We start from the raw sequence: 25,910 nt of genomic DNA on the forward strand, positions 1-25,910 counted from the left end.
TGTCTTTTAGAGACAAGGGTTTCTTTTTGTGCATAAGTTTACGTGAAAAATGAATAATATGGATAGCATTTTCCTAAGGAGGAAATAAAATTGATGCATGCTGATAATAGATTACTCATTGCTGCTCTAGGCGGTGTGAATGAAATCGGGAAAAACATGTATTTCATCCAATACGATCAGGATATTGTCGTAATCGATTGCGGTTCTAAGTTTCCTGATGAAAATTTGCCTGGTATTGACCTTATTGTGCCCGATGTCACCTATCTGCTGGAAAATCAGGATAAAGTCAGAGCGCTCATTGTGACTCATGGGCATGAGGATCACATCGGAGGTATTCCCTATCTGCTTAAGCAGATTAACATCCCCGTGTTCGGGACAAAGCTCACCATCGAATTAATTAAGATTAAGCTAAGGGAACATAACCTTTTGCGTGATGCCGAGCTTCATCTTATAGATGCGGATTCAACCGTTCAAGCGGGAACGATTCAGGCATCCTTTTTCACCACGGTCCACAGTATCCCGGATTGCCTGGGTGTCTTTTTTCAGACACCGGAAGGGAATGTGGTCCATACCGGCGATTTCAAATTCGATATGTCTCCCGTAAGCGGACCTTTTCCGGATCTTCATCGAATGGCTGAAATAGGAAAGAAGGGGGTGAAAGTGCTGCTCTCCGAAAGTACAAATGCGGAAAGGCCAGGATTTACCCCTTCAGAACGTTTGGTTGGCGGGCATATTCTAGATGCATTTGCCAGAGCCAAACAGCAGGTATTTATCTCCACGTTCGCTTCTAATGTGAACCGTGTCCAGCAAGTCATTGACGCGGCTGTAGAAACGGGTCGCAAACTGGTTTTACTCGGACGCAGTATGATAAATGTGGTGTCAGTGGCCAAGGAGCTGGGCTTCTTGCATATGCCTGAGGATTTGCTGATTGAGGCGGGAGAAACAGAGCGGTTTCCCGCAGAAGAAATTGCAGTTTTATGTACCGGAAGCCAGGGAGAGCCGATGGCCGCATTGTCACGTTTAGCCAATTCCCTGCATCCCAAAATCGAAATTTTGCCTGGTGATACGGTCATCATTGCTGCGGGAGCCATACCGGGGAATGAGCGAAACCTTTCCCAGGTCATTGACAACCTGTATGTGCTGGGTGCCCAGGTTATTTATGGATCAGGTAGCTCTACAGGGATGCACGTATCCGGTCATGGTAGCCAGGAAGAATTGAAATTAATGATGACTTTGATGAAACCACAGTATTTGATTCCTATACATGGTGAATTCAGAATGCTGTATCAGCATCGTCAATTAGCGGAGTCTGTGGGGATTCCGATGGAGAATGTATTTATCGTCCATAACGGTGACACGATTCAAATTGAAGAGGGAAGGGCATCCCTGGGCCCTAAAGTACCAGCCGGCAATAGTTTGGTAGACGGGTTGGTAACCGGTGACGTAGGTAATATTGTCCTGCGTGACCGTAAAAAACTTTCTTCAGACGGAATGCTGATTATTGTGATGACGTTGAGTAAAAATGAGAAGCAAATGCTCGCAGCGCCAGAGGTCATTTCAAGAGGCTTTGTATATGTTAAGGATTCCGAAGAGCTCATGAGTCAGATCCACGACACGATTATGTCCACAGTGAACGAGCTAACAGAAATCGAAATGAGTCAGTGGGGACTGATTAAGCAGATGTTAAAAGATGATGTTGGCCGGTTTATTTACAATCAGACGAAGAGAAGACCCATGATTTTACCTATCATTATTGAGGTTTAGGAATAGCGCAAATGTTAAAACAAGATCAATTTTGTTCAATACTCCAGTACTCAAAAAAAGACTTAAATCAGCAATACAACTGATTTAAGTCTTTTCACTTCCTGTTTTTCCTAAAAATGCGGTTGTAATGGCGGTTTCTAGCGAAGCGGAGGATTTGAATCTGGAGAAGCGACAGCGATCGTAAGATCAAAGCCTACGCGTAGTGCCTCCCACTCCTACAGCATCACGTTTAAAGCCGCTTGGGTTCCTGCTGTATGTCCTGTCGTAAACGCCGCTGTAATATTATAACCACCTGTGTAACCGTGAATATCGAGAATCTCACCGCAAAAGAACAATCCAGGCATCAGCTTGGACTCCATGGTTTTCGGATTAATTTCCTTCAAATTGATACCACCCCCGGTAACAAATGCTTCCTTCAGAGAGAGGGTACCGTTCACACGGATTGGAAACGCCTTAATGCGATGAGCAAGTTCTTGCCATTGCTGCTTGGGAATATGATCATAGGTCAAGTCCTCACGCAGTTCGGCTTGCTGGAGCAACAATGGAATTAAGCGTTCCGGTAAATAAGGCTTAAGCACGTTTTTGATCGCTTTTTTAGCATCGACCGATGCCAATTCCAGCGTCTCACGGTAGACTTCATCGGCATGTTTGTGAGGCTGCAAATCGAGAGTCAACAACACCGTGTTTACCTTATCCTTTTTCATCCCTTTGACTACAAACTGACTACACCGCAAAGCAGTTGGGCCAGATAGACCGAAATGTGTAAAAATCATATCTCCTTCATGGACGACAACTTTCTTTTGCTTCGCATTCCATACGGTCAGACTGATATCGCGTAAGGATAGTCCCTGAAGCTCTTTCGTCTGGATGAACGTTTCGCCTGAGGTCAACGGCACCTCTGTAGGATATAGCTCCGTAATGGTATGCCCCGCTTGTTCTGCCCATGCATAGCCGTCACCTTCCGAGCCTGTATGCGGGACGGACTTGCCACCGACGGCAACAATGACATTACGGCTATGGAGGATTTCACCGGAACGCAGCCGTACCCCAGCTGTATGACCTTCTTTGTAAATAACCTCTTGAACAGGACAACTTGTCCGAATTTCGACTCCTTGAGAGCGTACCTTGTTAATCAAAGCATCGACAACTGTTTTGGCTTTGTCCGTCACTGGAAACATACGCCCATTGTCTTCTTCCTTTAAGGCTATACCCAGCTGTTCAAAAAAGGCGATGATATCCCGATTGCCAAAAGCCGCCAGTGCACTGTGCAGAAAACGGCCATTGCCGGGGATGTGCCGAATGAGTTCGTCCAGCTCTTTGGCATTCGTGACATTGCAACGACCTCCACCGGAGATCCCCAGCTTTCGCCCGAGTTTATTTCCTTTTTCAAGTAAAAGCACCTTGGCGCCCTCACTGCTGGCAGCGGCAGCAGCCATTAATCCGGCTGAGCCGCCTCCGATCACAATAACGTCGTAAGTCATAAACCTCTTCCTTTTCGTCGACAAATTTTCAAAAAATTCAGAACGGCGTAACCGATTTTTCATCTTATCGTAATACCGTCGTTTTAGATAACCTAAAAGCACGGTGAACGTGTATATCTTTCAATTTACAGGATTTTGAAACGCGTAAAAACGTTCTTCTTATATACATCTGGTATTTAGCAGATTTTGTCGTTCTATACCGGAATTTTAACACATATATTGTAATATATTGTAGCCTGTGCTTTAATTCAACTAACGGCGTCAAGGAAAGATGATGAGGGGGAGAAGTCCTTGTTAATTGCGTTGAAGGAAAGTGTGCTCCAAGTTCTCCTTGCCGTTATATCGGCGGGTTTTTTCTCTATATTAACGGATTATGGGGATAAGAAAAAGGTTTGGGGCGGCAATCTGCTTCCTGGACCCACTCAAGGAATACTGTATTTGTGTTGCTTCCCAGCCATATTGCTATGTACACTCTTTCAATATCAGTCTCCGTATGGTCTACCTTCTAATCTCGGTATTATTCCCCTTGCTGTTGGCATCATGTACGGTAGACGTCGCACTGCCTTTGTGCTCGCCGCTTCCGCACTGATGGGTGTCATGATTGTAGCCCAGTCGACAGAAATGTCTCCAATGTATGTGGGCACTGGTTTTATCCTTTTTCCTTTTATGCTCCTGCATGTCAAGTTTTTTCAAAGAGGAACATTGCTGGACAAAAAGCTCCTGATCTCCGCATATGTTGTGGCTGATATGCTGTTTAAGGCGATATTTCCGCTACTGTGGGGCAAACAGGATGTCTCGGTATACATTCCTGACTTACTTACAACGTTTTGGAATATTGGTGCAGGGGTGCTGGCAAGTTTTACGGTCGTGAGTCTGATGCATAATGCCTTTGAGAAGCTGACGCTTCGGCGTGATGTGACTGAGTTTACGAGCAAATACTTAATTGAAGTGGATAAGCTGCGTCAAGTTATGGATTTAATGCCGTTATCTCTTGTTACTCTGGACAGCGAAGAACGAGTTATACATATGAACAAAACGATGCTGGAACTCTATCGAAACTACGATCCCTACATTACACTGCCTGAGATAGTTGGTCGTCCATTGAGCACGTTATATGGTTTTGACACTTTTCCTGTGGTTAACGAACGAGTTGCGAAAGCGTTGGAAGGAGAGGCGGGGGCTGATTTTATAAATGTTACTCCCAAAGTATTCTTCTCCAGTTTCCTTCCTATAAAGGATAAAAATGTAAACCGAACGACAGGCGTCATTATCGCCCTGCAAGATATTACAGAGCTGGAGACGCTGCGCAGTGAGTTAGGCAATTTCGAGAGGCTCAGTCTGGTTGGACAGATGGCAGCGGGCATTACTCATGAAATACGTAATCCGATGGCGGTTGTGCGTGGTTTTTTACAGCTTATGCGTGAGAAAAGCCCAGAATCCCTCAACCATTATTACCGCATTGTGATGGAGGAACTTGACCGGGCGAACGGGATTATTAACGATTTTCTTTCACTGGCCCAGAATCGAATTGTCGAGAAGGAGCAATGTCATCTGCATGATATTATTCGCGAACTGACGCCTTTATTGTGGGCAGATGCGAATCTGAGGGGGCAGACGATTGAGATAAAGCTGGAGGATCATGTGACGATGCTGCATTTGAACTCTAAGGAAATAAAGCAATTGCTGCTTAATTTATCGCGTAATGCGATGGAAGCCATGGGGGAAAAGGGAGTGCTGACCATTTCTACTCATGAGGAAGGGGATTTCGTGGAACTGGAAGTAAAGGATACAGGTCCGGGAATTCCGCAAAAACAGCTTGAAAAACTGTTCCAACCTTTTTACACCACCAAAACGAAAGGTACAGGTCTGGGTCTGGCCTTATGTCAAAGTATAGTGGAGCGTCATCACGGTACGATTGCCGTAGATTCGGTGGAGGGAATGGGCACGCAGTTTAAAGTTCGATTGCGCAGAACCGTCCCGACTTACCGGGAGCATTCTGAGCCTCCTGTCATGAGTCCGATACAGAAATAATCGTGCAAAAATATAACCGGATTTTTGCAAATTACGTGAAAAAGATTGTATAATGAATTTCAGATGTCCATGCCTTTACTACGGCAAAGGATGAAATTAGAAACGTACTATACATGATTTTCGGAAAAGGAGTGAAAGAATATGTCTATGTCTTTCGATCAATATATGAGAGATTCAGTTCAGCCGATGCGCGATGAACTGACGAATCTTGGGATTCAGGAACTGCGTACTTCTGAAGATGTGGAGGCCAAGCTGCCTAATACTAAAGGTACAGTACTGGTGGTTGTGAACTCGGTATGTGGTTGTGCCGCAGGCCAATGTCGCCCGGGTGTGGCTGAGGCACTGAAGCATGATATTACGCCAGATCATCTGTATTCGGTTTTTGCCGGACAGGACAAGGAAGCAACGGCAAAGGCTCGCGAATTTTTCGCACCTTACCCACCGTCTTCCCCTTCTATCGCGCTGTTGAAAGACGGCGAGCTGGTTCACTTCATCGAGCGTCATCAGGTGGAGGATCGTTCGGCAGATCAGATCGCTGCTGATTTGACCAGTGCATTTGATCGTTTTTGCCGGTAAGACTGCTCAAGCTATGCCCCGCATTTTTCGCCTGCGAAACTTGCCGGGGCTTTTGCATGTTGGCTTGTGAAGGAAATTCCTAAAAAAGAGGTGCTTATCTGATGAGTTTGCAGGAACAGATTATTGCTGAATTGGGAGTACAGCCTACGATTAACGTAGAGGCAGAGGTCCGTAAGCGTGTGGATTTCCTCAAGTCGTATGTAACGAAAACGGGAAGCAAAGGGCTGTTGATCGCCATCAGTGGCGGGATTGACAGTGCCGTAGCAGCTGCTTTGTGCAAGCGGGCTACAGATGAATTGACGCAGGAACAAGGAGACGAATACAAAACGTTGGGTGTATTCCAGCCATACGGCCAACAGGAAGATATCGAGCATAGCTACGCGGTTGCCAAAGCGTTCGACCTGAAATATGCCGGGGAAACGAACATTAAGGAAGCCGTGGACAAGGTTGCCGTAGAAGTGGAGCATACGTTAAAGGAAATCGGTCTTGAGCGTTCGATTACTCCGCAAGTGAGAGGGAATGTAAAGGCAAGAACACGGATGGTGGTTCAGTACGCACTTGCGAATGAGCTGAATTTGCTCGTCGTTGGCACAGATCATGCTTCCGAAGCCATCACAGGCTTTTATACCAAATGGGGCGATGGTGCGGTCGATATTACGCCACTTAGCACGCTGAACAAACGTCAGGTGCGCTTGCTCGCCAGCTATCTAGGAGTTCCGCAGGCCATTTTGGACAAAGCGCCTACAGCAGGATTATGGGAAGGCCAGACGGATGAAAAAGAACTGGGGATCTCCTACGAAGCAAACAGCGACTATCTGGAAGGCAAGGAAATTGACCCGGCGGCACGCGAAAAGCTGGAAAGCTTCTTTACACGTACTGCGCATAAGCGGACAAGCATCCCAGGAGTTTAAGCATTAATCATTATGTAATTTTAAAATGCTCAAGTGAGGATTTTGCAAAATCCTGAAGTAAATAAATGCGGCGATCCGCCCGGCGGATCGCCGTTTGTATTGAAGGGGCAATAATTAATTGGCGATCCACTCAATGAAGCGGCGGGTTTCGGTAATTGCCTGATCCAGTGGAAGACTGCCTCCCTGGAATGGATGAACGGTATTAAAGGTATGATTGCCGCCTTGAATTTGTACCCATTCGATGTCGGGACGAACGGATGTGAGCAGGGCAGAGCCTTCTCGTAGACGTTTGGAATCTTCGGTTCCCTGGATCAGTACAGCTGGGAGCTGGCTGTTGGCAAGTTTGTCTACAATGGAAAAACGCTGGCGATTTTGTTCCAGGTCCTCCAGAATGATAGCATCCAGTGGAAGCTGTTGCCCGGTTCTGGCGTTCTCCACATAGCTGCGCCCCTTGGCGCGCATTTCTTCTTTTTGCGGTAAAGTAAACAGATCAAGATCTGTCACGCCATTCCATGAAATGACGCCAGCAATCTCGCCGGGATGATCCAGAGCGTATACAAAGCAGCTTCCCGCGCCACGGCTATGTCCTAACAGAAACAACGGCAATTCTCTGAACTCATGGCGTGCTCTCAGATTGGATAGCAATAGTTCCAAATCCTCTTGTTCGCGGCTATAGGTGTTGCGTGCGAACTTTTCCAGCTCGGTAAAATTCTCCAGATCCTCACCTATGCCATTATGTGAAAAGTTGAAGGTCACAACATGGTTATCCATACTCAATGCTTCTGCTATATAGGGGAACATACCCCAATCCTTAAATCCTTTGTAGCCATGAGCGATGATGAGCAGGCTTTTGGCTATATTTTTAGCGGGAAACCAGGAGGCCCGGATCACCGCATCTGTTCCTGCTTCGATACCTGCTTCAACAATAATGGTTTCTGACATCCTATCCTTCCTTTCTACGGGAATTTTTTAAAATGGGCATATCAGCTGAATTTCAAACATTCACCTATAGCCTTTCTTATTTTAACATATTTTGGTGCTGTTTTTACGCCTTTGTGACTCGCCAGGGTGTGGACGCACTGTTACAATAGATCCAGTAAAGTAAAAAGGACGGGGAATACCCAAATGATCTACGGAATTGGACATGATGTGCTGGAAATAAGCCGTATGGCTCATATTTTGGCAGGTAAATATGCAGATGCGTTTTTGAATCGGGTGCTGACCCCGGCTGAACGTGAGCTTGCTGTGGAACGCAAGGGTAGACTAACGGAGTTCGTAGCAGGGCGCTTTGCCGCCAAGGAAGCGATAACGAAAGCCTTCGGTTGCGGAATTGGGCAAATCATTGGGTTCGGCGATATGGATATTTTACCAGAACCTGGGGGGAAGCCAGTAGTTTATTTGTCATCATCCGCGTGGGATCGACTGAGATTGCCGAATACAGGTGACTCGAATTACAGCATTCATTTGAGTATTACACATCAGCCTAACATTGCCTCTGCTTTTGTGATTGTCGAATATAAGGAGACGTGATGTGATGACTACAAATACATTGGAACAAAAGCGTTATTTCAGCTTTGAACTGTTGAATTGGTATACACGTAACAAACGCGATTTGCCGTGGCGACGCCATCGGAATCCTTTTTATATCTGGATCTCGGAAATTATGCTTCAGCAGACGCGTGTCGATACGGTCATTCCGTATTTTAATCGCTTTATTGCACGTTTTCCTACGATTGAAGCGCTGGCGGAAGCACCCGAGGAGGATGTGCTTAAGCTATGGGAAGGACTCGGCTATTATTCACGGGCTCGGAATTTACAAACTGCGGCAAAACAAGTAGTTGAGCTTCACGGCGGACAGGTGCCGGATGATACACAAGCTGTTGCTGCACTGAAGGGAGTAGGCCCGTATACGACGGGGGCGATTATGAGTATCGCCTTCAATCGACCCGAGCCTGCTGTGGACGGGAATGTGATGCGTGTGCTGTCGCGTTATTTTCTCATTGAAGAGGATATAATGAAGGGCAGCACGCGGGCGCATATGGAAAGTCTGGTACGGGAGCTGATTCCCGAAGGAAGAGCCTCTGATTTTAATCAGGCTCTGATGGAGCTGGGCGCACTGGTCTGCACGCCGAAGTCGCCTCATTGTCTGACCTGCCCGGTCATGGAGCATTGCTCGGGTAGGCTGGCAGGTCGCGAGGAGACACTGCCAGTCAAGACCAAGGCGAAGCCGCCGCGGCTGGAGCCTCGCTCCGTCGCTCTCATCGAGGGCAGCGGAGCGAACACCGGCCGCCTGCTCGTACGGCAGCGCCCGGCCAAGGGCCTGTTGGCTCGCATGTGGGAACTGCCGCATGAGCTTGCCGTGCCGGAGGGGTACAACGGCCCGGTGCCGGATGAGCCCGCCATGGACCATCTGGCGGCTCATTTGCTGGCAGAGGGCGTGCTTGCGCGCCCGGTGCGGTTTGTACGTGAGGCGGAGCACACGTTCAGCCATATTCACTGGAACCTGCGTGTGTTCCAGTGTGAGGAGGTCGCCGCCCCTGCCGGGGAGGCGGGAGGCCCCTCGCTGGCTGCCGAGCAGCGGGCCAGCTACAGCACCAGCGCGAAGTCGGGTGCACTGATTGCACTGGCTGAGCAGACGGAGCACGCGCGCTATGTGCTGCCAGCGGGGTACCGCTGGATCAGCGAAGCCGATATGTCCACCTTGGCGTTTCCCAAGGTGTTCCTCGATCTGATCACCGAGTATTATGCGAAGCAAAAAGAGAACTGATGTTAATAAAATAACTGTCAGCAAAAAATAAAGTATTAGACTGAGCCTAGAAAATGGAAACAGCGATAACCAAGGACGAGAAAATAAAGTCCTAGACTGTCGCTGTTTCTATTGAACTAACGTTTTCCGTTAGTAACAAGGTTGCCATTCAATCCACGGCAGCCTCATGGTTTAGTTTATTGTAGCTGCCTCAACAAAGAGCTCTTCTTTTGCTTCCCGTTTTACGGCTTCAATCAGTGTTTAGACAATCAGTTTACATATTTGCAATTTGCAATTTTCCCCTCTAAGCCTTTCTCATCCTGGTCCGTTCCTCTTCCACCAGCTTCCTCCTAAAGGAAGTTTTTATACATAGGTATACTCCGGTCCCAATCGTTCGATAACTCGATCTAACTGTCTGGTTAGATAAGGTGAAATGTCACCAATGCCAGCCACTGCTTCTAACAAGGGAAAGGTTTGCCCACCCCACGGGCCTTGTGGATCAAAGACTTGTCTACCGATTCGCAAGCCACCTATTTCCTTGAAGATGTTCAATCGTTCCAATCCTTCAATAAGCAGCTCGACCGGCAGCGTTTTGTTTCTACGTCGGGACCATTCTGCCAAGAAGGACATGCCGCGTAATATATCATATTCAAAAAACCTCGGAAAGCAAGGTTTCAGCCATTCCATATCGATGACGCTTCTATTTTGTTTAGAACATACAAGACGATGCTCAATTAAATAACGTGCGCCTTCATCTAAGAAAACGGCTTCCTGTTCAGTAAATTCACGGTCTGTATGCCATAAGATAGCTTCAAGCGGAGGAAGTGTTGAAACAATAGAGCTTTTTTTAGAATGAGTATAAGCTTCAGGGTCGCAGTTCAGCCCACCATCAGGTAACTGATGCTTTAAGAGCCATTCGCGAATCCAAGGCAGTTCCTTGTCCAAATCACAGCCATACGCCATTAGAATCATATAGTATACGGCAAGTTCACAATGGCAGCAATCCATCTTCATCTTATCACTTTCACTTGTTGGATGGTCATCGGTGGATATGATGAAGGTCGGCCAGACCTGAGTTTCGAGTAAATATTTTGCTCCAATAATAGCAGACTCAGGAATTAGTTTCACCTCTCCCATTTCATAAAGAGCAGCCATATGCCACCAAGCTCCATCCCATTTTCGACGGCTGCACTCGCCGTGAGTCATCCCCAAATGCGGAGTAGATTCGAGGAACTGTATAGATTCTTCGATTGCTAAACGAATATTTTGATTTGTTTGCATCCGGGTATCTCCTTTTTGATTACCTCTACTTCACGCTTCAGTTAAGCAACGCCTCACCTCGTATACCTTTCCACTCTTAAAAAAATTCAATATGTTATTAAACTATCCTGCCCACGTATTATTTTTGGTGATGTTTTCGGTATTCGGATGGAGTCACCTTGTTGACCGTTTTGAACATTTTGGAGAATAGAAGTACATCTTTATACCCTACAGACCGAGCAATATCTCCGATTTTAAGGGAAGTATTTCTTAATAGGGAGCACGATTTTTCCATCCTCAAATGTAATAAAAATTCCTGCGGTGACCTATTTAGTTGCTGTTTAAATAAACGATGCAAATACGAACGGTCAATTGAAATGTACTTGGCAATGTCACTTACGGTAATGAAGTGTGAATAGTTTTGTTGTATGAAGAGAAGTGCTTCTTTAATATACCGCTGCTGTCTTACCTCAGGATTGACTTCCTGATTAGGATAAAGTTCAAACATCAGATACAGAAATTCATACAGCTTGGATGCAAGCAACAGGTCTTTGTTGGATTTCAGCGTAGAAGAAACGACGATGCTCTCCATACAGCGGGCAAGGCTGCCCTCCGCTTCCAACCGGAAAATGGGGTTGTCCCTATTGATACAGGTCCGGCTTAGATATTCTTTTGCTTGCACCCCATTAAAACCAATCCAGGCATATTCCCATGGGTCCACTTCATCCGCTTCATAGTAAATTAACACCTTCGGTTCAATGAAGAAAGCATCGTTTTTCTCCAAATGATAGATTTTATCGTTGACTTTAAAGATCCCTTTTCCTTTTAAAATAAAATGCACCATATATCCGCTTCGAATGGCTGGACCATAAGAGTGTTTGCTGGTACAGCTCTCTTTGCCACATGTGTATAGATTGAGATCCAAGTTGTTATAGGAATGATTGGAAAAATGCGAACTCATTTGGTTTCACCCCTTAATTCATCTCTGCATATTATCACACTGTTTCATATAGAGTCTACATTATTCCATATAATTATTAAAACTATTCAATTATTATTAGAATGTAAACGATAAGCAAACAACATAATTTATAATTTTGGGAAATCGTACTATTAGCGCTATAAGGGGGTTGCTATGGCTATATACATCGATAAAGAGAAGCTTTTATTCCATTTACAAGGTAGCAATACAAGTTATGTCATGCAGGTTATACGAGGTGGTTATTTATCCCATCTGTATTGGGGAAAGAAAATTCAGAACTATCGGGGGAGCAATAAAATCATCTTTATGGATAGAGGATTTTCGCCCAATCCTAATGGCGAGGATCGAGCCTTTTCACTGGATACCATCCCGCAAGAATATCCGTCATTTGGGAATAGTGATTTCAGGATTCCTGCGTATCAGATTCAATTGGAGAATGGTTCTACCGTGACCGATTTCCGGTATAAAGAACATCGGGTTTTCCTAGGCAAACCAAAATTGAAAGGGCTTCCTTCTACTTATGCGGAGAATGATGGCGAAGTAGAAACACTGGAAATCGTCCTTGAAGATCCATTAATTGATGTAAAGGTCGTACTATCCTATAGCCTATATCAAAAGCGGGATGTCATTACCCGTTCAGTCCGTTTCGATAATGAAGGTCGGCAGCAGCTAAAACTGCTTAGAGCGTTAAGTGCTAGTGTGGATTTTCGTGATGATGAATACGAACTCATTACCTTGTACGGTGCGCATAATAATGAAAAAAATATAGCAAGGCGAAAAATTTTACCCGGAATTCAAATGGTAGACAGCTGCCGTGGAGCCAGCAGCCCTCAACAGGCACCCTTTATGGCACTTGTAAGAGAAGGGACAGATGAAGAACAGGGTGAAGTGTACGCCTTTAATCTGGTGTACAGCGGGAACTTTACGGCCCAGACTCAGGTAGATTCCTATCGGAACACAAGAGTCACGATGGGGATTAATCCTTTTGATTTTACATGGTTGCTGGAACCGGAGGAATCGTTCCAAACGCCAGAAGTGGTCATGGTATACACCGAAAATGGCTTGGGCGGTATGTCGAGAATTTATCATGATTTATACAGGAACAGATTATGTCGTGGGCCTTTTCGTGACAAGGAGCGGCCGATCCTGATTAATAACTGGGAAGCTACCTACTTTAACTTTGATGCCGACAAGATTGAGCAGTTGGCGAAGGAAGCTCAAAGTGTGGGAGTGGAGCTGTTTGTATTGGATGATGGGTGGTTTGGAAAACGGGATGATGACACTACTTCATTAGGCGATTGGGTGGTGGATCGTCGCAAACTTCCAGATGGATTGCCGGATCTTGCAAACCGCATTCGAAATCTGGGTATGGAGTTTGGTTTGTGGTTTGAACCTGAAATGGTATCCATAGATAGCGACTTATACAGAAAGCATCCCGATTGGTGTATCCATGTCCCTGATCGTCCGTATACGTTGGGAAGAAATCAGCTTATGTTGGATTTATCGAGGAAGGAAGTGTGTGAGTACATCATTAAGTCGGTTTCCGATATTTTATCGGATGTTCCAATTACTTATGTAAAATGGGACATGAATCGTCACATGACGGATGTGGGTTCGGCAGCCTTGCCACCTGAGAGACAAAGGGAGACTGCGCATCGTTATATCCTGGGACTTTATAATATTATGGAAGAGCTTACATCAAAGTTTCCCAATGTCTTATTCGAGAGCTGTTCTAGTGGAGGAGGCCGTTTTGATGCCGGCATGCTCTATTATATGCCTCAGACCTGGACGAGTGATAATACGGATGCCATTTGCCGACTGAAAATTCAATGGGGAACAAGTCTTGTCTACCCTCCGATTACCATGGGGGCACACGTTTCCACAGTACCCAACCATCAAGTGGGCAGAATAACTCCCTTGGAGACAAGAGGTTATGTCGCCATGGCCGGGAATTTAGGATATGAGCTGGATTTGACGACATTAACCGTTGAAGAAAAAGAAGTGGTGAAAAAACAGATAGCTCTATATAAAGAAATGAGATCGCTCATTCAGTTTGGAAATTTTTACAGAATAATTAATCCGTTTGATGAAAATGAAGCCGCATGGAACTTTGTGTCGGAGGACCAAACGGAAATGGCGGCCAGCTATTTCAAGGTTTTATCCCAACCCGCTGCCGCGATTAAAACGTTAAAATTCAAAGGTTTGAATCCAGACTACGTTTATAGAAATGTAGAAACCGGTGAGCTGTTCGGCGGTGATGAATTAATGCATGTCGGCATAACGCTTGCCAGGGTGAAGCAAGACTTTTTAGGCATGTTCTGGAGATTTGTTAAAGAAGAGATCTGATTCAGCTAGGGGAGGGTTTACTAGATGGAAGCAAAAGAAAAGCGGTATAAGCACATTTCTCAAGAAATTTTAAAATATATCGGTGGTGAAGAGAACATTATCGGTGTGGCCCATTGTGCCACAAGATTAAGAATTGTACTTGAGGACAATGAAAAAGCGGAATTAAAGAAGATTGAAGATATTGATCTGGTTAAAGGTGTTTTCATAGCGGGGGATCAACTGCAGATCATTTTTGGAGCAGGGTTGGTCAATAATATCTATGCCGTGTTCTCCAAACTGACCGGAACAGAAGATATGTCATTAAGTGATGTCAAAACGAAGTCCGCACAAAAGCAAAATCCTTTTCAAAAAGCCATTAAATCGCTGTCAGATGTCTTCATTGAGATCATGCCGGGAATTCTCGCCGCCGCATTGTTAATGGGGATAACCGGGCTGTTAGGTCAGAAGGGGTTATTTGGTCCTAAATCGATTGTGGAGATGTATCCAATTTTTCAAGGGATTAATCGCTTTGTTCAAATCGTTTCCACGGGTATTTTCACCATCCTGCCGCTGCTTGTTGTTTATTCTGCAACCAAGAGATATGGTGGTCGTCCTATTCTGGGGCTTGTGCTGGGTGCGATTATGCTTCATCCGGCCCTGGCGGATGCCTTTGAGGTAGCTAAAGGGAGTCAAAATCCGGAATCGATCAGTCTTTTCGGCCTTCCCGTACAGTTGGTTGGATTTCAGGGTGGTATTATTATTGCTCTAATGATGGGATACGTGGTAGCCAAGTTGGATCAGTTTTTTAACAAAAAGGTTCCAGACATGATTAAATTATTTTTGGCTCCGTTGCTGACGGTCTTTGTTTCTTCCCTGCTATTGTTTACGATTATCGGCCCTCTTGGGCGAGAGTTGGCCAGTCTAGTCACCGTTTCGCTGCTTTGGATGACGCAAAATCTTGGAATATTCGGTTTTATGTTTTTTGCAGGCATTCAGCAGATCATTGTTATTACAGGTTTACATCATGTTATGGGTGCGGTAGAAGCGCAGCTGTTAACCGATACAGGCAGAAATTTTATCAACCCATTGGCATCAGTAGCTTTGATGGCTCAAGGGGGCGCCGTTTTGGGGTATATTCTTTTGAATCGCAAAGACACTAAAGTTAAAGAAATGGGTTACTCTGCATTCGGGTCTGTACTTTTTGGAATCTCGGAACCCGCGATCTTTGGGGTCACTTTAAAGTATAAGTTCCCCTTAGTTGCTGGATGCCTCGGAGGAATGGTTGCGGGAGCATATGTATATTTAAGTAAACTGACAGCCATAGGATTCGGAACCACGGCTCTTCCGGGCTTTGCAATTGCAGCGTCGGATAATCACGGTCATATCAATTATCTTGTCGCTCATCTTATTGCTCTGTTATGTGGAGCATTATTTACATTGGCTTACGGTGCTATCAAGAGCAAGAGGTCACGAGCCTGAACCAAAAGAACATTAGCAGGTTGAAAAAAATTAAGCTTTTATGAAAACGGTTAAAGGAAGAGAATATTTGTGGAATGGACAAGAGAGCATAGATGAAAAATTAAAAGGGCCGTCCTCCGTCGTTATAAACGACCGAGGATGGCCCTAAGTTTTACATAGGTATGCATGTACATTCGTTAAAGCTAATCGATGCCACCATCGCTTTCAATCAGCCCTTTGCCGATTACATTGGCCGAAACCGGAGGCTTGCCGAGCTCCCGAGACCATATGGACAATTGCCCAATATGGTGGATTTGGTGGGCAATGACATGGCGCATCACCTCGCCCCAGGCATCCATTACAATTCTGCCGTCCGGGAGGTGATCTTCAAACCTTTTCCGTTCCAGACCATCATGCCAGGCGAGCACGAACGGCTCGACATCGAGTCGAAACTTCGCATCCAGCTCACGGACCTTGTCGAGCGTATCATACAGAGAGAAGTCCTCCTGAAAGTCGGGTTTGCCCTGAATCGTTTGAATCCAGCTCCACTCCACGTCAACGATATGAAAGAGTGTCTTTAGAATGCCGCCGACTCCGCCGACGCGTTGTTTCAGTAATTCCTCCTGCGACACCTCTTCACACCAGCGGTACCATTGTTCCCGAATCATCCAGTTGTAACGAAAAAAAGTCTGCATTCATCAACCTCCAGGGACTGTATTTAAGAATCGTCTCCATCAGTTTACCATGGAATGCCAAAAGGGCTGTCTCATTCGTAGAAACTCTACTTTTGAGACAGCCTTTATTATAGGATAAGAATGTTGCTACTGACTTATTTCTTTGCAGCCGCGTAACGTTTGTTGACTTCATCCCAGTTGATTACATTGTAGAAAGCTGAAATGTAGTCTGGGCGTTTGTTTTGATATTTCAGGTAGTAAGCATGCTCCCAAACGTCCAGTCCAAGTACCGGAGTCAGACCTTCGAACAGCGGGCTATCTTGGTTTGGAGTGCTAGTGATCGCCAGTTTGCCGTCTTTGCCGACAACCAACCAAGCCCAGCCGCTACCAAAACGAGTTGTAGCTGCTTTAGTGAAGTCTTCTTTAAATTTGTCATAGCCGCCCAGTTCATTGGTGATTGCTTCAGCAATTGCACCTGTTGGCTGTCCGCCGCCGTTAGGACCGATAACTTCCCAGAACAGGCTGTGGTTGTGATGTCCACCACCGTTATTGCGAACCGCAGTGCGGATGCTTTCAGGAACGCTGTCCAGATTAGAGATCAGATCCTCCAGGCTTTTGCTTTGCAGTTCGGGAGCGCTCTCCAGAGCTGCGTTCAAGTTTGTAACATATGTGTTATGGTGACGATCATGGTGAATTTCCATTGTCTGTGCATCAATGTGCGGTTCCAATGCGTCTTTTGCGTAAGGAAGTTCTGGTAATTGAAATGCCATAGTAAAATCCCTCCTGGTTATATGGTTGGGTAAGTGTTCCTATGTAATAATACCCTCGACAGTTATATTAAACCGCATTCAGCCTATTTAATCAACATTTTTGTTTGTAAAATAGCAAACTGGGCAATACGGCCTGGTAGATAGCATGTCCAAAAACCCGCTTGGAATACACAATACATAGGTAATAAGAGGTAAATTGTGAACATTAAAATGTAAACGCTTTATATACAGCGCTTACATGAGAAAAAGGGATGTATTCCGTCAAAAAGTATGGTTTAATGGTCAAGGAAGCAGAAATTTCGGCTTTTTTGTCGTCTGCTATAATCTGTCATGTCTATGACATGACGAACTTGAGGGCATACACCCTTTTCCTGTTCTTCATTTCATATATAGCAGATCGTATGCATTTTTATCATAATGCCTTGTGATTAACACCATGATAAGAAATTTAAGGATTTATGTAAAAATGACGGTGCTGTCTCAATTTTTTTATTATGCTTACGAAAAGGGAGATATTACTTATGCACGTTCGTTCCTTTCAATTAAGTGATGTGAACTCAGTAACGGAACTCATGCAAATTGCCTTGTCAGAGGAGTGCTACAAAGAGACGGTGAAAGCATTTGCCCGTCAGCTTTCGTGGGATTCCGGTTTGATCATCGTTGCAGAAGAAGAGGGAGAGATCGTGGGTGCTTTGATCGGCACGATCGATCAGAATGATGGTTGTTACTATCGTATCGCTATTCACCCGGATCGTCGTCGGATGGGAATCGGCAAATCGCTTGTGGAGTCCATGGAGCAGCGTTTTCAGCAACGTAAGGTTAGCCGTATTTGGGTAGCAGGGGACAAGCATAACAGTGCGGCCATGCCTTTGTACGAAGCGATGGGCTATGGAGCAAGCCAGATTTTACAGGCTTTTCAGAAGCTGAGTATTTTGGCGCCTCATTAATCGGGAATCGAAATAAAGAGAATTGAATAATATTAAGTATAATATTTACATTTAGAGCATATCTGAGTAACCGTTGCAATCGGGTACGGGATATGCTTTTCTATTTATATATATATGCTGTGCTGAAAAGTACATGTTGCGCCACTACGCAGATGGATGGTGCTTCCCATCGCTATTGTCCCCAGATTTCTTGAATTAAAAAGTATAGTGGTAGAAATTTGGGGGCAAAGGCGAACGCTTACGCTTGTCCAGCACCATTCCGTCTGCTCCGTTAACATTTTATCGATTCAGCATATATAACAAGGTTGAGGAGGTTTAATTATGGACGCTTTGGCTCCTTCGTCAGGCCCGCCTCCCTCGCCGGAAACGTCCAAACAAGCAGGTCGCTCTGGTTACATACGCGATTGGTTAGTCACTCTTCTGATCGCCATGGTCGTCTTGCTGCTTCTGAACCTGTTCGTATTTAACTTGTCCACGGTCAGAGGACATTCGATGCAGCCGACGCTAATGGAAAACCAGCATTTGTTCGTTAACAAGCTGGTTTATAATTTTCATGATCCGGGCAGGGGGGACATTGTGATTTTAAAAGATCCCGATTCCAAGCTGTCGAGCCCAAGATTTTTAGTGAAAAGAGTCATAGGTATTCCCGGAGATGTAATCCGAGTTGAACATAATCATTTGTATGTGAACGGTGAACTGCTAAATGAACCTTACACCAACTCTGACGTGGAGGATGGTGATTATGGTCCTTTTACGGTGGAGCCGGGGCACTTTTTTGTCATGGGAGATAATCGCCATACTGCAGCAAGCAAGGATAGCCGCTATTTTGGCAGCATTAAATCTCAAGATTTACTGGGACGTGCAGAATTTATATTTTGGCCGATATCTGAGTGGAAATGGCTATAGAGCAATTAAAGTTTGAAATCAAGGAAAGGAAGAGGATGATGAAAGAAGTGATGGTATATACCGACGGTGCTTGTTCGGGAAATCCGGGTCCTGGGGGCTGGGGGATCGTTTTGCTGTATGGGGAGCATCGTAAAGAGCTGTCAGGTGCCGAGAAAATGACGACAAACAACCGTATGGAGATCAAGTCCGTGATTGAAGCACTGAAGCTGCTCAAGGAGCCTTGCCATGTGAAAGTACACAGTGACTCTGCCTATGTCGTCAATTGCTTCAAACAGGGCTGGATTAAGAATTGGCTTCGTAATGGCTGGCGCAACAGTAAGAATCAGCCAGTGGAGAACAAGGAATTATGGGAAGAACTGTGGGAACTGATGGGTAAGCATGAGGTTGAATACGTGAAGGTTAAGGGGCACAGTGACAACGAACTGAATAATCGCTGTGATTTTCTGGCGACCAGTGCTGTTAAAAATTTACGGTAGCATCTGCTGCTATTTTCTGTTGAAATTTGAGATATGAGAATTTTGCAAAATCCTCATATCCGTAATGATAAAAAAGTGGAAGAGAGGTGAGTATCGGATGCAACGTGGATTGACTCAGGCGGCTGCCGGAACCGCTTCGACTTGGGCTTCGCTCAAGCAGGAAATTATTGAGGCAGCTCCAGGGCTGGGTATCGACTCCATCGGGTTCGCATCCGCCGACCCCTTTCTGTCTCTGAAAGCTATATTGGAAGAGCATCGTGCGAAAGGCTATGAATCCGGCTTTGAGGAGCCAGATATTGATAAGCGGATCTACCCGGAGCTGTATGGCTCACAGCCTGCATCTCTGATTGCTATTGCGGTGGCGTACCCTTCCAAAATGAAGGACCCGCCGAAGTCGGACAAGGGGAAGTACCGTGGTATTTTGGCGCGTTCAGCCTGGGGGAAAGATTATCATCTGGTACTACGCGAAGCGATGGAAAAGCTTGAGGCTTTTATAAGTGAGCGGGTGCCTGATGCCATTATGAAAAATATGGTGGATACCGGAGAACTGTCGGATCGAGCCGTTGCGGAACGCGCAGGGATTGGCTTTAGCGGCAAAAATACGATGATGATTTCACCGACGCTGGGATCATGGATTTATCTAGGTGAGCTGTTGACGAACATTCCTTTCCAGCCAGATGAACCGGTAACGGATGGTTGCGGCGAGTGTACCAAATGTTTGGATGCCTGTCCTACGGGCGCGCTTGTGGGTCCTGGACAGCTGAATGCCCAGCGGTGTGTATCCTTTTTGACGCAAACGAAGGGCTTTCTGGATGAGGAGTTTATGCGGAAGATAGGGAATCGGCTGTACGGATGTGATACATGCCAAATGGTATGCCCCAAAAATCGGGGTCTCAACTGGGATCACCATCCCGAGCTTACACCCGATCCTGAAATTGTGAAGCCGTTGCTGCTGCCGTTATTGGATTTGAGCAACCGTGAATTCAAAGACCGATTTGGTCAAAGTGCGGCGGCTTGGCGGGGGAAGAAGCCCATTCAACGCAATGCAGTCATTGGACTGGGCAATTTCAAAGATATCAGTGCGGTGCCCAAGTTAACGGAGGTTTTATTGGATGATCCGCGTCCCGAGCTGCGAGGCACGGCGGCGTGGGCTTTGAGTCGAATAGGAGGGGAAAACGCTATGACAGCGATCAAGCAAGCATCAGAGAAGGAACAACATGAGCAAGTACGCGAAATGATCGCGCAAGCGCATTCCAAACTAGAGGAACAAGAGCAGGCAGAAGAGCAAAAGGTGTCTGAATTATCAAAACCAGAAGTAACGGCCGGGGATTCACAGGGTCCAACGACGATTTATTATGATGAGATGGAGACACCTGTGGGCACGTTAACGCTGTGCGCTACGGATCGGGGGCTGTGCCGAATAGACTATGGCGTTTTTCATGCGAAGGAAGCACTGCTTCAGCAATGGGCCCGAACATGGATTGGGGAATATGTCTATGTGCAGGAGCCGGAAAAGCTGCGCGAAGCCGCGGATCAACTGCGTGAATATTTTGCGGGAGAACGACGGGAATTCAGTATAGCCTATGATTTGAGAGGTACTCCTTTTCAAGAGCAGGTATGGCGTGCACTGCAGAATATTCCGTATGGACAAAGTGTGTCCTACAAAGATATTGCGGAATCGATCGGACGAGCCAAGGCAGTACGTGCTGTGGGTGGAGCCAATAACAAAAATCCGTTACCCATTCTGTTTCCATGTCACCGAGTATCGGGTGCTAACGGAAGTTTGGTCGGTTATGCTGGAGGCTTACCAGTCAAGACGAAGCTGCTGGAATTGGAGAAACAATAAGGACATATGTTTGCAAAAAGTGATTTGCTAGCTGTCCCATGTTTTGCTATGATAGGTTCGTGTGTAATTCAAGATGTTTCATATAAATATACAGAGGTGACGACTTCGTGGTGTGGAATATTGTCATTCCGATTATTACCCTGATTGCTGGTTTGGTTGGGGGATTTTTCATCGGTGCTTATTATCTTCGTAAACAGCTTGAGAAGATGCAAAACGACCCTGAAACGCTGCAAAAAATGGCTAAACAGATGGGTTACAACCTGAATGGGAAACAAATGCAAAAAGCCCAGCAGATGATGAAGAACCAACAGTTCTCCAAAAATCAGCCTGGTCCGCGTAAAAATCAGGGCCGTCGGAAATAATGAGCAACGTGAGTACGGATGCCGCATGAGGTTGCTGCATAGAGGAGGATTACTGTGGCTGGCGTAAAAGATTATATTAACCGCAAAGCTGCGGATAACCGGGATAAAATCGAGTACCATGTGGAGCAGATTTTACAACTGATCGGTGAGGACCCCAAGCGTGAAGGGTTGTTGGAAACACCGGCACGCGTTGCGCGCATGTATGAGGAAATATTTGCGGGTTATGAGGTTGATCCCCGGGATGCGTTGGGTGTGACATTTGACGAGAATCACGAGGAGCTTGTGATCGTGAAGGACATCGTCTATTACAGCCAGTGTGAGCACCATATGGCTCCTTTCTTCGGAAAAGTGCATATCGGCTATGTACCCAGCGGCAAAATTGTAGGATTGAGCAAGCTTGCACGCCTGGTAGAGGCAGTGACCCGCCGATTGCAGGTACAGGAGCGTATTACATCACAGATCGCTGATATTTTAAATGAAGCGGTCTCCGCTCACGGGGTTATGGTAGTCGTAGAAGGCGAGCATCTGTGCATGTGTGCAAGAGGTGTCAAAAAGCCTGGTAGCAAAACAGTAACGTCTGCGGTACGCGGTACGTTTCGTGATGATGCTGCGCAGCGCGCAGAGTTTCTGTCGCTGCTCAAGGATTGATCGAACATCGCAAGACGTTTATGTGATGAACAAAAAAAGGGTGGTTTACGCATAGGCGTAGCCACCTTTTTTTGTTAACATCAGATATAGAGACGAACGGGATAGCTGCCTTAAATTTACGATTAGCCTATGGATAACAGTTATTTTTATAGATAGGGGATAACGTATGGAGAATGTACATAGATCAACAGAAAAAACAACTGCTTTGCCTGAGTTGCAGTGGTTTGAAGCACCACTTGCGGACATTCAGGAGGATGTTTTGTCTCCGCTGGCTTGGGAGGAGCTGGCCTGTCGGCAAGTAGGGAAAGGAGCTGCACCCATTTTGCATCTATGGCGGCATCCGTCAGCGCTTGTGATCGGTCACCGGGACCGCAGGCTACCTTACGCCCCACAAGCGATGGAGCGAGTGTGCAACGCGGGAACCTCGGTATGCGTACGCCCCTCGGGGGGAGCGGCTGTCATGCTGGACAGGGGGGTGCTGAACCTGTCCTTGATCCTGCCGAATCCACAGCGGGCCATCAGCCTGCATGAAGATTTTCGGCTCATGGCAGGGCTAATTGCCGATGCGCTGGTTCCGTGGTCTGGCGAGGCGCAGACCGGAGAAATCCCCGGGTCCTTCTGTCCCGGGGATTACGATGTCAGCGTCCGGGGCCGCAAGTTTTGCGGCATTGCACAGCGGCGCCAAGCCAAGGCGTATATCATCACAGCCTTCGTGATGATTGAGGGCAGCGGTGCAGAGCGTGCGCAGGCGGTACAGCAGTTCTATGCAGAGGCAGCCGGAGATACGTCGACAGGTGTGCAGCAGCAGGATTACCCCCGGGTGAATCCAGCAACGATGGGTAGCCTGGCAGAGCTGGCTGGAGTGCCGTCTGTTGAGGCGTATACGGCATCTTTGCGCCGTGTCGTCGAGAGCCGGACAGCCATTTTACCTGCCGATAGCTGGCTGGTACAACCAGAAGGATGGACCGAACAAATGGCAGCGCTAAGAGAGCGATACGATTTGCAGGTGTAGTTTGTCTTTAGCTTAGAAGCTTAGAAGCTCAGAAGGGTTGCCATCTCAGCTTGGAGGCTTGATCGTAGCGTGCTTCCACTTCAGGCCAGTTAACGACATGCCACCAGTCTTCGATATATTTGTTGCGTTCAGCCTGATGCTTTAAGTAATATGCGTGTTCCCACACATCTATAGCCAGCAGCGGAATGGACTCCCATTGAGTCAGATTCTGGTGCTTTTCGGCCTGCAAAATTTCAAGTCGTCCCGCGCGCGGACTCCATACCAGGATAGCCCAGCCGCCACCCTCGACCTTTTCGGCTGCCGAACTGAATTGCTTTTTGAATGCATCGTAGCTGCCAAAATCCTTTTTAATCTGTTCAGCCAGTGGCCCGCTTGGGTTGCCACCGCCTTGAGGACTCATGATCGTCCAAAAAAGAGTATGCAGATAATGGCCTGCGCCGTTGAATGCCAGTTCGCGTTCCCAATGTTTTACGAGATCAAAATCACCTGTTTTTCGGGCTTCTTCCAGCTTCTTTTCCGCTTTATTCAGATCATTCACATAGCTCAAATGGTGCTTGTCATGGTGAATACGCATCGTTTTTTCATCAATATACGGTTCAAGCGCATTATAGGGGTAAGGGAGCGGTGGTAGTCGATGTCCTCCAATAGGAACCGATCGGCCGATTGAGGTTTTTTCCGTTGCCGAAGGTTGAGCCTGGCCGGATTTGACGGCTTTAGTCGTCCATGTGCCTTCTCCCCTTATGCCTGTCTGCCGTTCTCGAAACGCTTCCTCTGGGTAATTCTCACCCTCTGTCGCTACCTGATACAACCCAGCAGCCCTTGCAATGGAGCCGGGTTCTTGAAAGGGGGTTGTCGAGATTAGGAAATATTGGCTTTCATGTGCCGCGTGTAATACAACTCCAGCGGATTTTGGCTGCTGACGCAATGCATGACTGTGCTCGCTCAGCAGACCGAGCTGCCGTACATACTCCTGTGACTGACGGTTTGCGGTTTGCAGCAAATCGTCCAATCGACGATTTAATTCTTGTGAGTCAAGCTGAGCGTTTAATGCTGACTCTGACGATGGCATCTTTACAGATGATGATGCGTCTAATCCCCTTGACTGTTTTGAGTGTTCAGTGAATTCGTGTGTATGTGCTTGTGGGGCAGCCGACAGCTGTTTCCATTCCTGATGCCACGCTTGATCTGCCGGATCAAGTGCGCTCCGTTGCTCTTCAAGCAACTCTATGGCGGTGCGTTCCGTCTGTTCGAATACAGTCCGCCAATCATCCAGCAGCCGTACATAAGTAGGCTCCAGTCCCTCGGTAGCGGATTTAATCACTTCAACATGCCAACTTTCCTGCTGCTTCCAATGCCGAATTTCCTCCAGCACACGTAAGGGCAGGAAAGACCCATAAGTACTCAGCATCGTTTTTTACCTCCCGTATCCCACTATAGCTATCCGGCGGATCAGGCAGATCTGCCCTGGATGCATACGTACCCAGTATATTCGCTGTCCCGTCGGGAATATGTCTATGAACTCGCTTAATCTGGTCACATCTGTTACGTAGAACAAGAATACCCATGGTAAACGAAAAAGAAGCCCAGCTACGGCACGGGTTAAGTGTCCGTAGGCAGGCTTCTTCAAGGTGAAGAATTAAATACAGTTTTTTCGAAAAATAATTCTTTACTTCGTAGTCGTTTGTTTGTGGGCATCAGCGATCGTTTTCTTGTCCTCCAGCTCCTGTACGCTGCTTAGAAACGTCGATACCCGCCGTAAATATTCACGGGGATGCTCTCTGAAAATAAGCTCATGTATCCCGTTTTTGACAATCCATACACTGGAAAGCGGGTTGGTTTGATTGGCAGCGAGCTTTTCTGCAATAGGATAAGGAGCCTTTTCATCCTGTGTACCATGCACAAACATGATCGGGAACGGATAGTTTTCCTTTTTAACCTCCTGATATGGAATCTGATGCAAGCTGGTGCCGTTTAAGACTGGAAACAGCAACTCCAGAATTTCCAAAGACGGATGTCTTGGTAGATTAATTTGATTGTGAATGTTATGGTACAGCGTATCCGGCTCCAGCAGGAATGTGCTGTCCAAAATCATTGCGTCCACATCCTTGGTTTGCAAGCCCGCCTGAAGAGCGGTTCCTGCCCCCATGGAGAAGCCCCATACGATAATCTCCGACGAGCCGCGTTGCTTCGCAAGCTGGATCGCTCCGAGAAGCTGCTGGGATTCCGCTTTGCCTCCGGTTGCGACTGCTTTGCTGTTTTGTGACGCGAATCCATAATCGAACATGACCACATTAAAGTTCAAACTGTGGGCATAATGCGCCAGATCATACATGGGAATCCAGCTTTCTTCGCGGTTAGCTCCATAGCCATGGCTGAAAATAATTGTTTTCCGCGATTGATCCGCCGGGATATACCAGCCTTGTACTATGCGGCTACCATCCTTGGCAGGGAAGCTGACTTCCTCATAAGGCATGTTTTTGGCCTGCATCGGATTAGAGTACAGCGGCGCGACGGTAGGATTCGTAAGTACCCATGCGATGTAAGCATGCAAGGCAATAAAACAAAACAGCAGAAAAAAGACGACCGACAACAGCAGAGCAATCACAACGTGCTTGAACCGCAGCAGACGGGGATTAAAGAGTGGGGTGGACGGCTCCTGAACAGCGGTCTGTAGCTGAGAGTTGCGCTGGGATGTAGAAATCATGTAAGAGCCTCCTTATATAAAATTGATCTTC

23 protein-coding genes are annotated in these 25,910 nt (G+C 46.6%); 15 read left to right on the forward strand and 8 right to left on the reverse strand.

Annotation, left to right across the window (positions count from 1 at the left end):
- The first annotated feature begins 93 nt into the window (after positions 1-93).
- Positions 94-1,764, forward strand: coding sequence for a ribonuclease J (locus NSQ68_RS03560; protein ID WP_342429061.1), 1,671 nt, complete (start codon positions 94-96; stop codon positions 1,762-1,764).
- A gap of 215 nt (positions 1,765-1,979) precedes the next feature.
- On the opposite strand, the gene NSQ68_RS03565 is transcribed toward NSQ68_RS03560, so the two are convergent.
- Positions 1,980-3,245, reverse strand: a complete 1,266-nt coding sequence (locus NSQ68_RS03565; protein ID WP_342427988.1) for an NAD(P)/FAD-dependent oxidoreductase — start codon at positions 3,243-3,245, stop codon at positions 1,980-1,982.
- A 291-nt stretch (positions 3,246-3,536) separates the two neighbouring features.
- Between NSQ68_RS03565 and NSQ68_RS03570 the strand changes: the two genes are divergently transcribed.
- From NSQ68_RS03570 to nadE, 3 genes are all read left to right on the forward strand, one after another.
- Positions 3,537-5,276: an ATP-binding protein gene (locus NSQ68_RS03570; protein ID WP_342427989.1), complete on the forward strand. Its 1,740-nt coding sequence runs from the start codon at positions 3,537-3,539 to the stop codon at positions 5,274-5,276.
- 141 nt (positions 5,277-5,417) lie between these two features.
- Positions 5,418-5,852 carry a BrxA/BrxB family bacilliredoxin gene (locus NSQ68_RS03575; RefSeq protein WP_342427990.1) on the forward strand — a complete coding sequence of 145 codons (435 nt, stop codon included), beginning with the start codon at positions 5,418-5,420 and terminating at the stop codon, positions 5,850-5,852.
- Positions 5,853-5,953: 101 nt separating this feature from the next.
- Complete coding sequence (gene nadE / locus NSQ68_RS03580; protein WP_342427991.1) at positions 5,954-6,763, forward strand: ammonia-dependent NAD(+) synthetase; 810 nt, start codon at positions 5,954-5,956, stop codon at positions 6,761-6,763.
- Between the two features lie 114 nt (positions 6,764-6,877).
- On the opposite strand, the gene NSQ68_RS03585 is transcribed toward nadE, so the two are convergent.
- Complete coding sequence (locus NSQ68_RS03585) at positions 6,878-7,705, reverse strand: alpha/beta fold hydrolase (protein ID WP_342427992.1); 828 nt, start codon at positions 7,703-7,705, stop codon at positions 6,878-6,880.
- Between the two features lie 183 nt (positions 7,706-7,888).
- Here NSQ68_RS03585 and acpS point away from each other — a divergent pair, with 183 nt between their 5' ends.
- Both acpS and mutY read left to right on the forward strand, forming a co-directional pair.
- On the forward strand, positions 7,889-8,293 hold the full coding sequence (gene acpS, locus NSQ68_RS03590; RefSeq protein WP_029515799.1) for a holo-ACP synthase: 405 nt from the start codon (positions 7,889-7,891) through the stop codon (positions 8,291-8,293).
- A gap of 4 nt (positions 8,294-8,297) precedes the next feature.
- Entirely contained in the window at positions 8,298-9,530 is a 1,233-nt protein-coding gene (gene mutY / locus NSQ68_RS03595) for an A/G-specific adenine glycosylase (RefSeq protein ID WP_342427993.1), read from the forward strand.
- Positions 9,531-9,872: 342 nt separating this feature from the next.
- Here the strand turns inward: mutY and NSQ68_RS03600 are convergent, their stop codons facing one another.
- A complete protein-coding gene (locus tag NSQ68_RS03600; RefSeq protein WP_342427994.1) occupies positions 9,873-10,790 on the reverse strand; it encodes a hypothetical protein in 918 nt (305 codons plus the stop codon).
- Between the two features lie 118 nt (positions 10,791-10,908).
- Positions 10,909-11,730 carry an AraC family transcriptional regulator gene (locus tag NSQ68_RS03605; RefSeq protein WP_342427995.1) on the reverse strand — a complete coding sequence of 274 codons (822 nt, stop codon included), beginning with the start codon at positions 11,728-11,730 and terminating at the stop codon, positions 10,909-10,911.
- A gap of 174 nt (positions 11,731-11,904) precedes the next feature.
- Between NSQ68_RS03605 and NSQ68_RS03610 the strand changes: the two genes are divergently transcribed.
- Together NSQ68_RS03610 and NSQ68_RS03615 are read left to right on the forward strand one after the other, a co-directional pair.
- The gene (locus NSQ68_RS03610) at positions 11,905-14,097 is read left to right on the forward strand and encodes an alpha-galactosidase (RefSeq protein WP_342427996.1); all 2,193 of its coding nucleotides are present in this window, start codon (positions 11,905-11,907) and stop codon (positions 14,095-14,097) included.
- Between the two features lie 24 nt (positions 14,098-14,121).
- A complete protein-coding gene (locus NSQ68_RS03615) occupies positions 14,122-15,555 on the forward strand; it encodes a PTS transporter subunit EIIC (protein WP_039270642.1) in 1,434 nt (477 codons plus the stop codon).
- A 182-nt stretch (positions 15,556-15,737) separates the two neighbouring features.
- On the opposite strand, the gene NSQ68_RS03620 is transcribed toward NSQ68_RS03615, so the two are convergent.
- Together NSQ68_RS03620 and NSQ68_RS03625 are read right to left on the reverse strand one after the other, a co-directional pair.
- Positions 15,738-16,229 carry a DinB family protein gene (locus NSQ68_RS03620; protein WP_307352473.1) on the reverse strand — a complete coding sequence of 164 codons (492 nt, stop codon included), beginning with the start codon at positions 16,227-16,229 and terminating at the stop codon, positions 15,738-15,740.
- A gap of 134 nt (positions 16,230-16,363) precedes the next feature.
- A complete protein-coding gene (locus NSQ68_RS03625) occupies positions 16,364-16,978 on the reverse strand; it encodes a superoxide dismutase (protein ID WP_307352475.1) in 615 nt (204 codons plus the stop codon).
- A 521-nt stretch (positions 16,979-17,499) separates the two neighbouring features.
- Between NSQ68_RS03625 and NSQ68_RS03630 the strand changes: the two genes are divergently transcribed.
- The 7 genes from NSQ68_RS03630 (at position 17,500) to NSQ68_RS03660 (ending at position 23,175) form a co-directional block, all read left to right on the forward strand.
- Entirely contained in the window at positions 17,500-17,925 is a 426-nt protein-coding gene (locus NSQ68_RS03630; protein WP_160789290.1) for a GNAT family N-acetyltransferase, read from the forward strand.
- Positions 17,926-18,246: 321 nt separating this feature from the next.
- Entirely contained in the window at positions 18,247-18,831 is a 585-nt protein-coding gene (gene lepB / locus NSQ68_RS03635; protein ID WP_307352478.1) for a signal peptidase I, read from the forward strand.
- Positions 18,832-18,869: 38 nt separating this feature from the next.
- Positions 18,870-19,307 carry a ribonuclease HI gene (gene rnhA / locus NSQ68_RS03640; protein ID WP_023986996.1) on the forward strand — a complete coding sequence of 146 codons (438 nt, stop codon included), beginning with the start codon at positions 18,870-18,872 and terminating at the stop codon, positions 19,305-19,307.
- 97 nt (positions 19,308-19,404) lie between these two features.
- A complete protein-coding gene (gene queG, locus NSQ68_RS03645; protein ID WP_342427997.1) occupies positions 19,405-21,153 on the forward strand; it encodes a tRNA epoxyqueuosine(34) reductase QueG in 1,749 nt (582 codons plus the stop codon).
- Between the two features lie 107 nt (positions 21,154-21,260).
- A complete protein-coding gene (locus NSQ68_RS03650; RefSeq protein WP_013308742.1) occupies positions 21,261-21,515 on the forward strand; it encodes a YneF family protein in 255 nt (84 codons plus the stop codon).
- Positions 21,516-21,569: 54 nt separating this feature from the next.
- A complete protein-coding gene (gene folE, locus NSQ68_RS03655; protein ID WP_013308743.1) occupies positions 21,570-22,163 on the forward strand; it encodes a GTP cyclohydrolase I FolE in 594 nt (197 codons plus the stop codon).
- A 166-nt stretch (positions 22,164-22,329) separates the two neighbouring features.
- Positions 22,330-23,175, forward strand: a complete 846-nt coding sequence (locus NSQ68_RS03660; protein ID WP_342427998.1) for a lipoate--protein ligase family protein — start codon at positions 22,330-22,332, stop codon at positions 23,173-23,175.
- Positions 23,176-23,203: 28 nt separating this feature from the next.
- Here NSQ68_RS03660 and NSQ68_RS03665 read toward each other — a convergent pair whose 3' ends face one another.
- Both NSQ68_RS03665 and NSQ68_RS03670 read right to left on the reverse strand, forming a co-directional pair.
- Positions 23,204-24,583, reverse strand: a complete 1,380-nt coding sequence (locus NSQ68_RS03665) for a Fe-Mn family superoxide dismutase (protein ID WP_342427999.1) — start codon at positions 24,581-24,583, stop codon at positions 23,204-23,206.
- Between the two features lie 258 nt (positions 24,584-24,841).
- On the reverse strand, positions 24,842-25,879 hold the full coding sequence (locus tag NSQ68_RS03670; protein ID WP_307352489.1) for an alpha/beta hydrolase: 1,038 nt from the start codon (positions 25,877-25,879) through the stop codon (positions 24,842-24,844).
- Positions 25,880-25,910: the final 31 nt, after the last annotated feature.

It is taken from the genome of Paenibacillus sp. FSL L8-0158, from assembly GCF_038592965.1.
Lineage (GTDB): Bacteria > Bacillota > Bacilli > Paenibacillales > Paenibacillaceae > Paenibacillus > Paenibacillus polymyxa_D.

Excerpts from the sequence above, each read along its gene's own strand:
- NSQ68_RS03560 (WP_342429061.1), top strand. The coding sequence starts at position 94 with ATGCATGCTGATAATAGATTACTCATTGCTGCTCTAGGCGGTGTGAAT.
- NSQ68_RS03565 (WP_342427988.1), bottom strand. The coding sequence starts at position 3,245 with ATGACTTACGACGTTATTGTGATCGGAGGCGGCTCAGCCGGATTAATG.
- NSQ68_RS03575 (WP_342427990.1), top strand. The coding sequence starts at position 5,418 with ATGTCTATGTCTTTCGATCAATATATGAGAGATTCAGTTCAGCCGATG.
- nadE (WP_342427991.1), top strand. The coding sequence starts at position 5,954 with ATGAGTTTGCAGGAACAGATTATTGCTGAATTGGGAGTACAGCCTACG.
- NSQ68_RS03585 (WP_342427992.1), bottom strand. The coding sequence starts at position 7,705 with ATGTCAGAAACCATTATTGTTGAAGCAGGTATCGAAGCAGGAACAGAT.
- acpS (WP_029515799.1), top strand. The coding sequence starts at position 7,889 with ATGATCTACGGAATTGGACATGATGTGCTGGAAATAAGCCGTATGGCT.
- mutY (WP_342427993.1), top strand. The coding sequence starts at position 8,298 with ATGACTACAAATACATTGGAACAAAAGCGTTATTTCAGCTTTGAACTG.
- NSQ68_RS03600 (WP_342427994.1), bottom strand. The coding sequence starts at position 10,790 with ATGCAAACAAATCAAAATATTCGTTTAGCAATCGAAGAATCTATACAG.
- NSQ68_RS03605 (WP_342427995.1), bottom strand. The coding sequence starts at position 11,730 with ATGAGTTCGCATTTTTCCAATCATTCCTATAACAACTTGGATCTCAAT.
- NSQ68_RS03610 (WP_342427996.1), top strand. The coding sequence starts at position 11,905 with ATGGCTATATACATCGATAAAGAGAAGCTTTTATTCCATTTACAAGGT.
- NSQ68_RS03615 (WP_039270642.1), top strand. The coding sequence starts at position 14,122 with ATGGAAGCAAAAGAAAAGCGGTATAAGCACATTTCTCAAGAAATTTTA.
- NSQ68_RS03620 (WP_307352473.1), bottom strand. The coding sequence starts at position 16,229 with ATGCAGACTTTTTTTCGTTACAACTGGATGATTCGGGAACAATGGTAC.
- NSQ68_RS03625 (WP_307352475.1), bottom strand. The coding sequence starts at position 16,978 with ATGGCATTTCAATTACCAGAACTTCCTTACGCAAAAGACGCATTGGAA.
- NSQ68_RS03630 (WP_160789290.1), top strand. The coding sequence starts at position 17,500 with ATGCACGTTCGTTCCTTTCAATTAAGTGATGTGAACTCAGTAACGGAA.
- lepB (WP_307352478.1), top strand. The coding sequence starts at position 18,247 with ATGGACGCTTTGGCTCCTTCGTCAGGCCCGCCTCCCTCGCCGGAAACG.
- rnhA (WP_023986996.1), top strand. The coding sequence starts at position 18,870 with ATGAAAGAAGTGATGGTATATACCGACGGTGCTTGTTCGGGAAATCCG.
- queG (WP_342427997.1), top strand. The coding sequence starts at position 19,405 with ATGCAACGTGGATTGACTCAGGCGGCTGCCGGAACCGCTTCGACTTGG.
- NSQ68_RS03660 (WP_342427998.1), top strand. The coding sequence starts at position 22,330 with ATGGAGAATGTACATAGATCAACAGAAAAAACAACTGCTTTGCCTGAG.
- NSQ68_RS03665 (WP_342427999.1), bottom strand. The coding sequence starts at position 24,583 with ATGCTGAGTACTTATGGGTCTTTCCTGCCCTTACGTGTGCTGGAGGAA.
- NSQ68_RS03670 (WP_307352489.1), bottom strand. The coding sequence starts at position 25,879 with ATGATTTCTACATCCCAGCGCAACTCTCAGCTACAGACCGCTGTTCAG.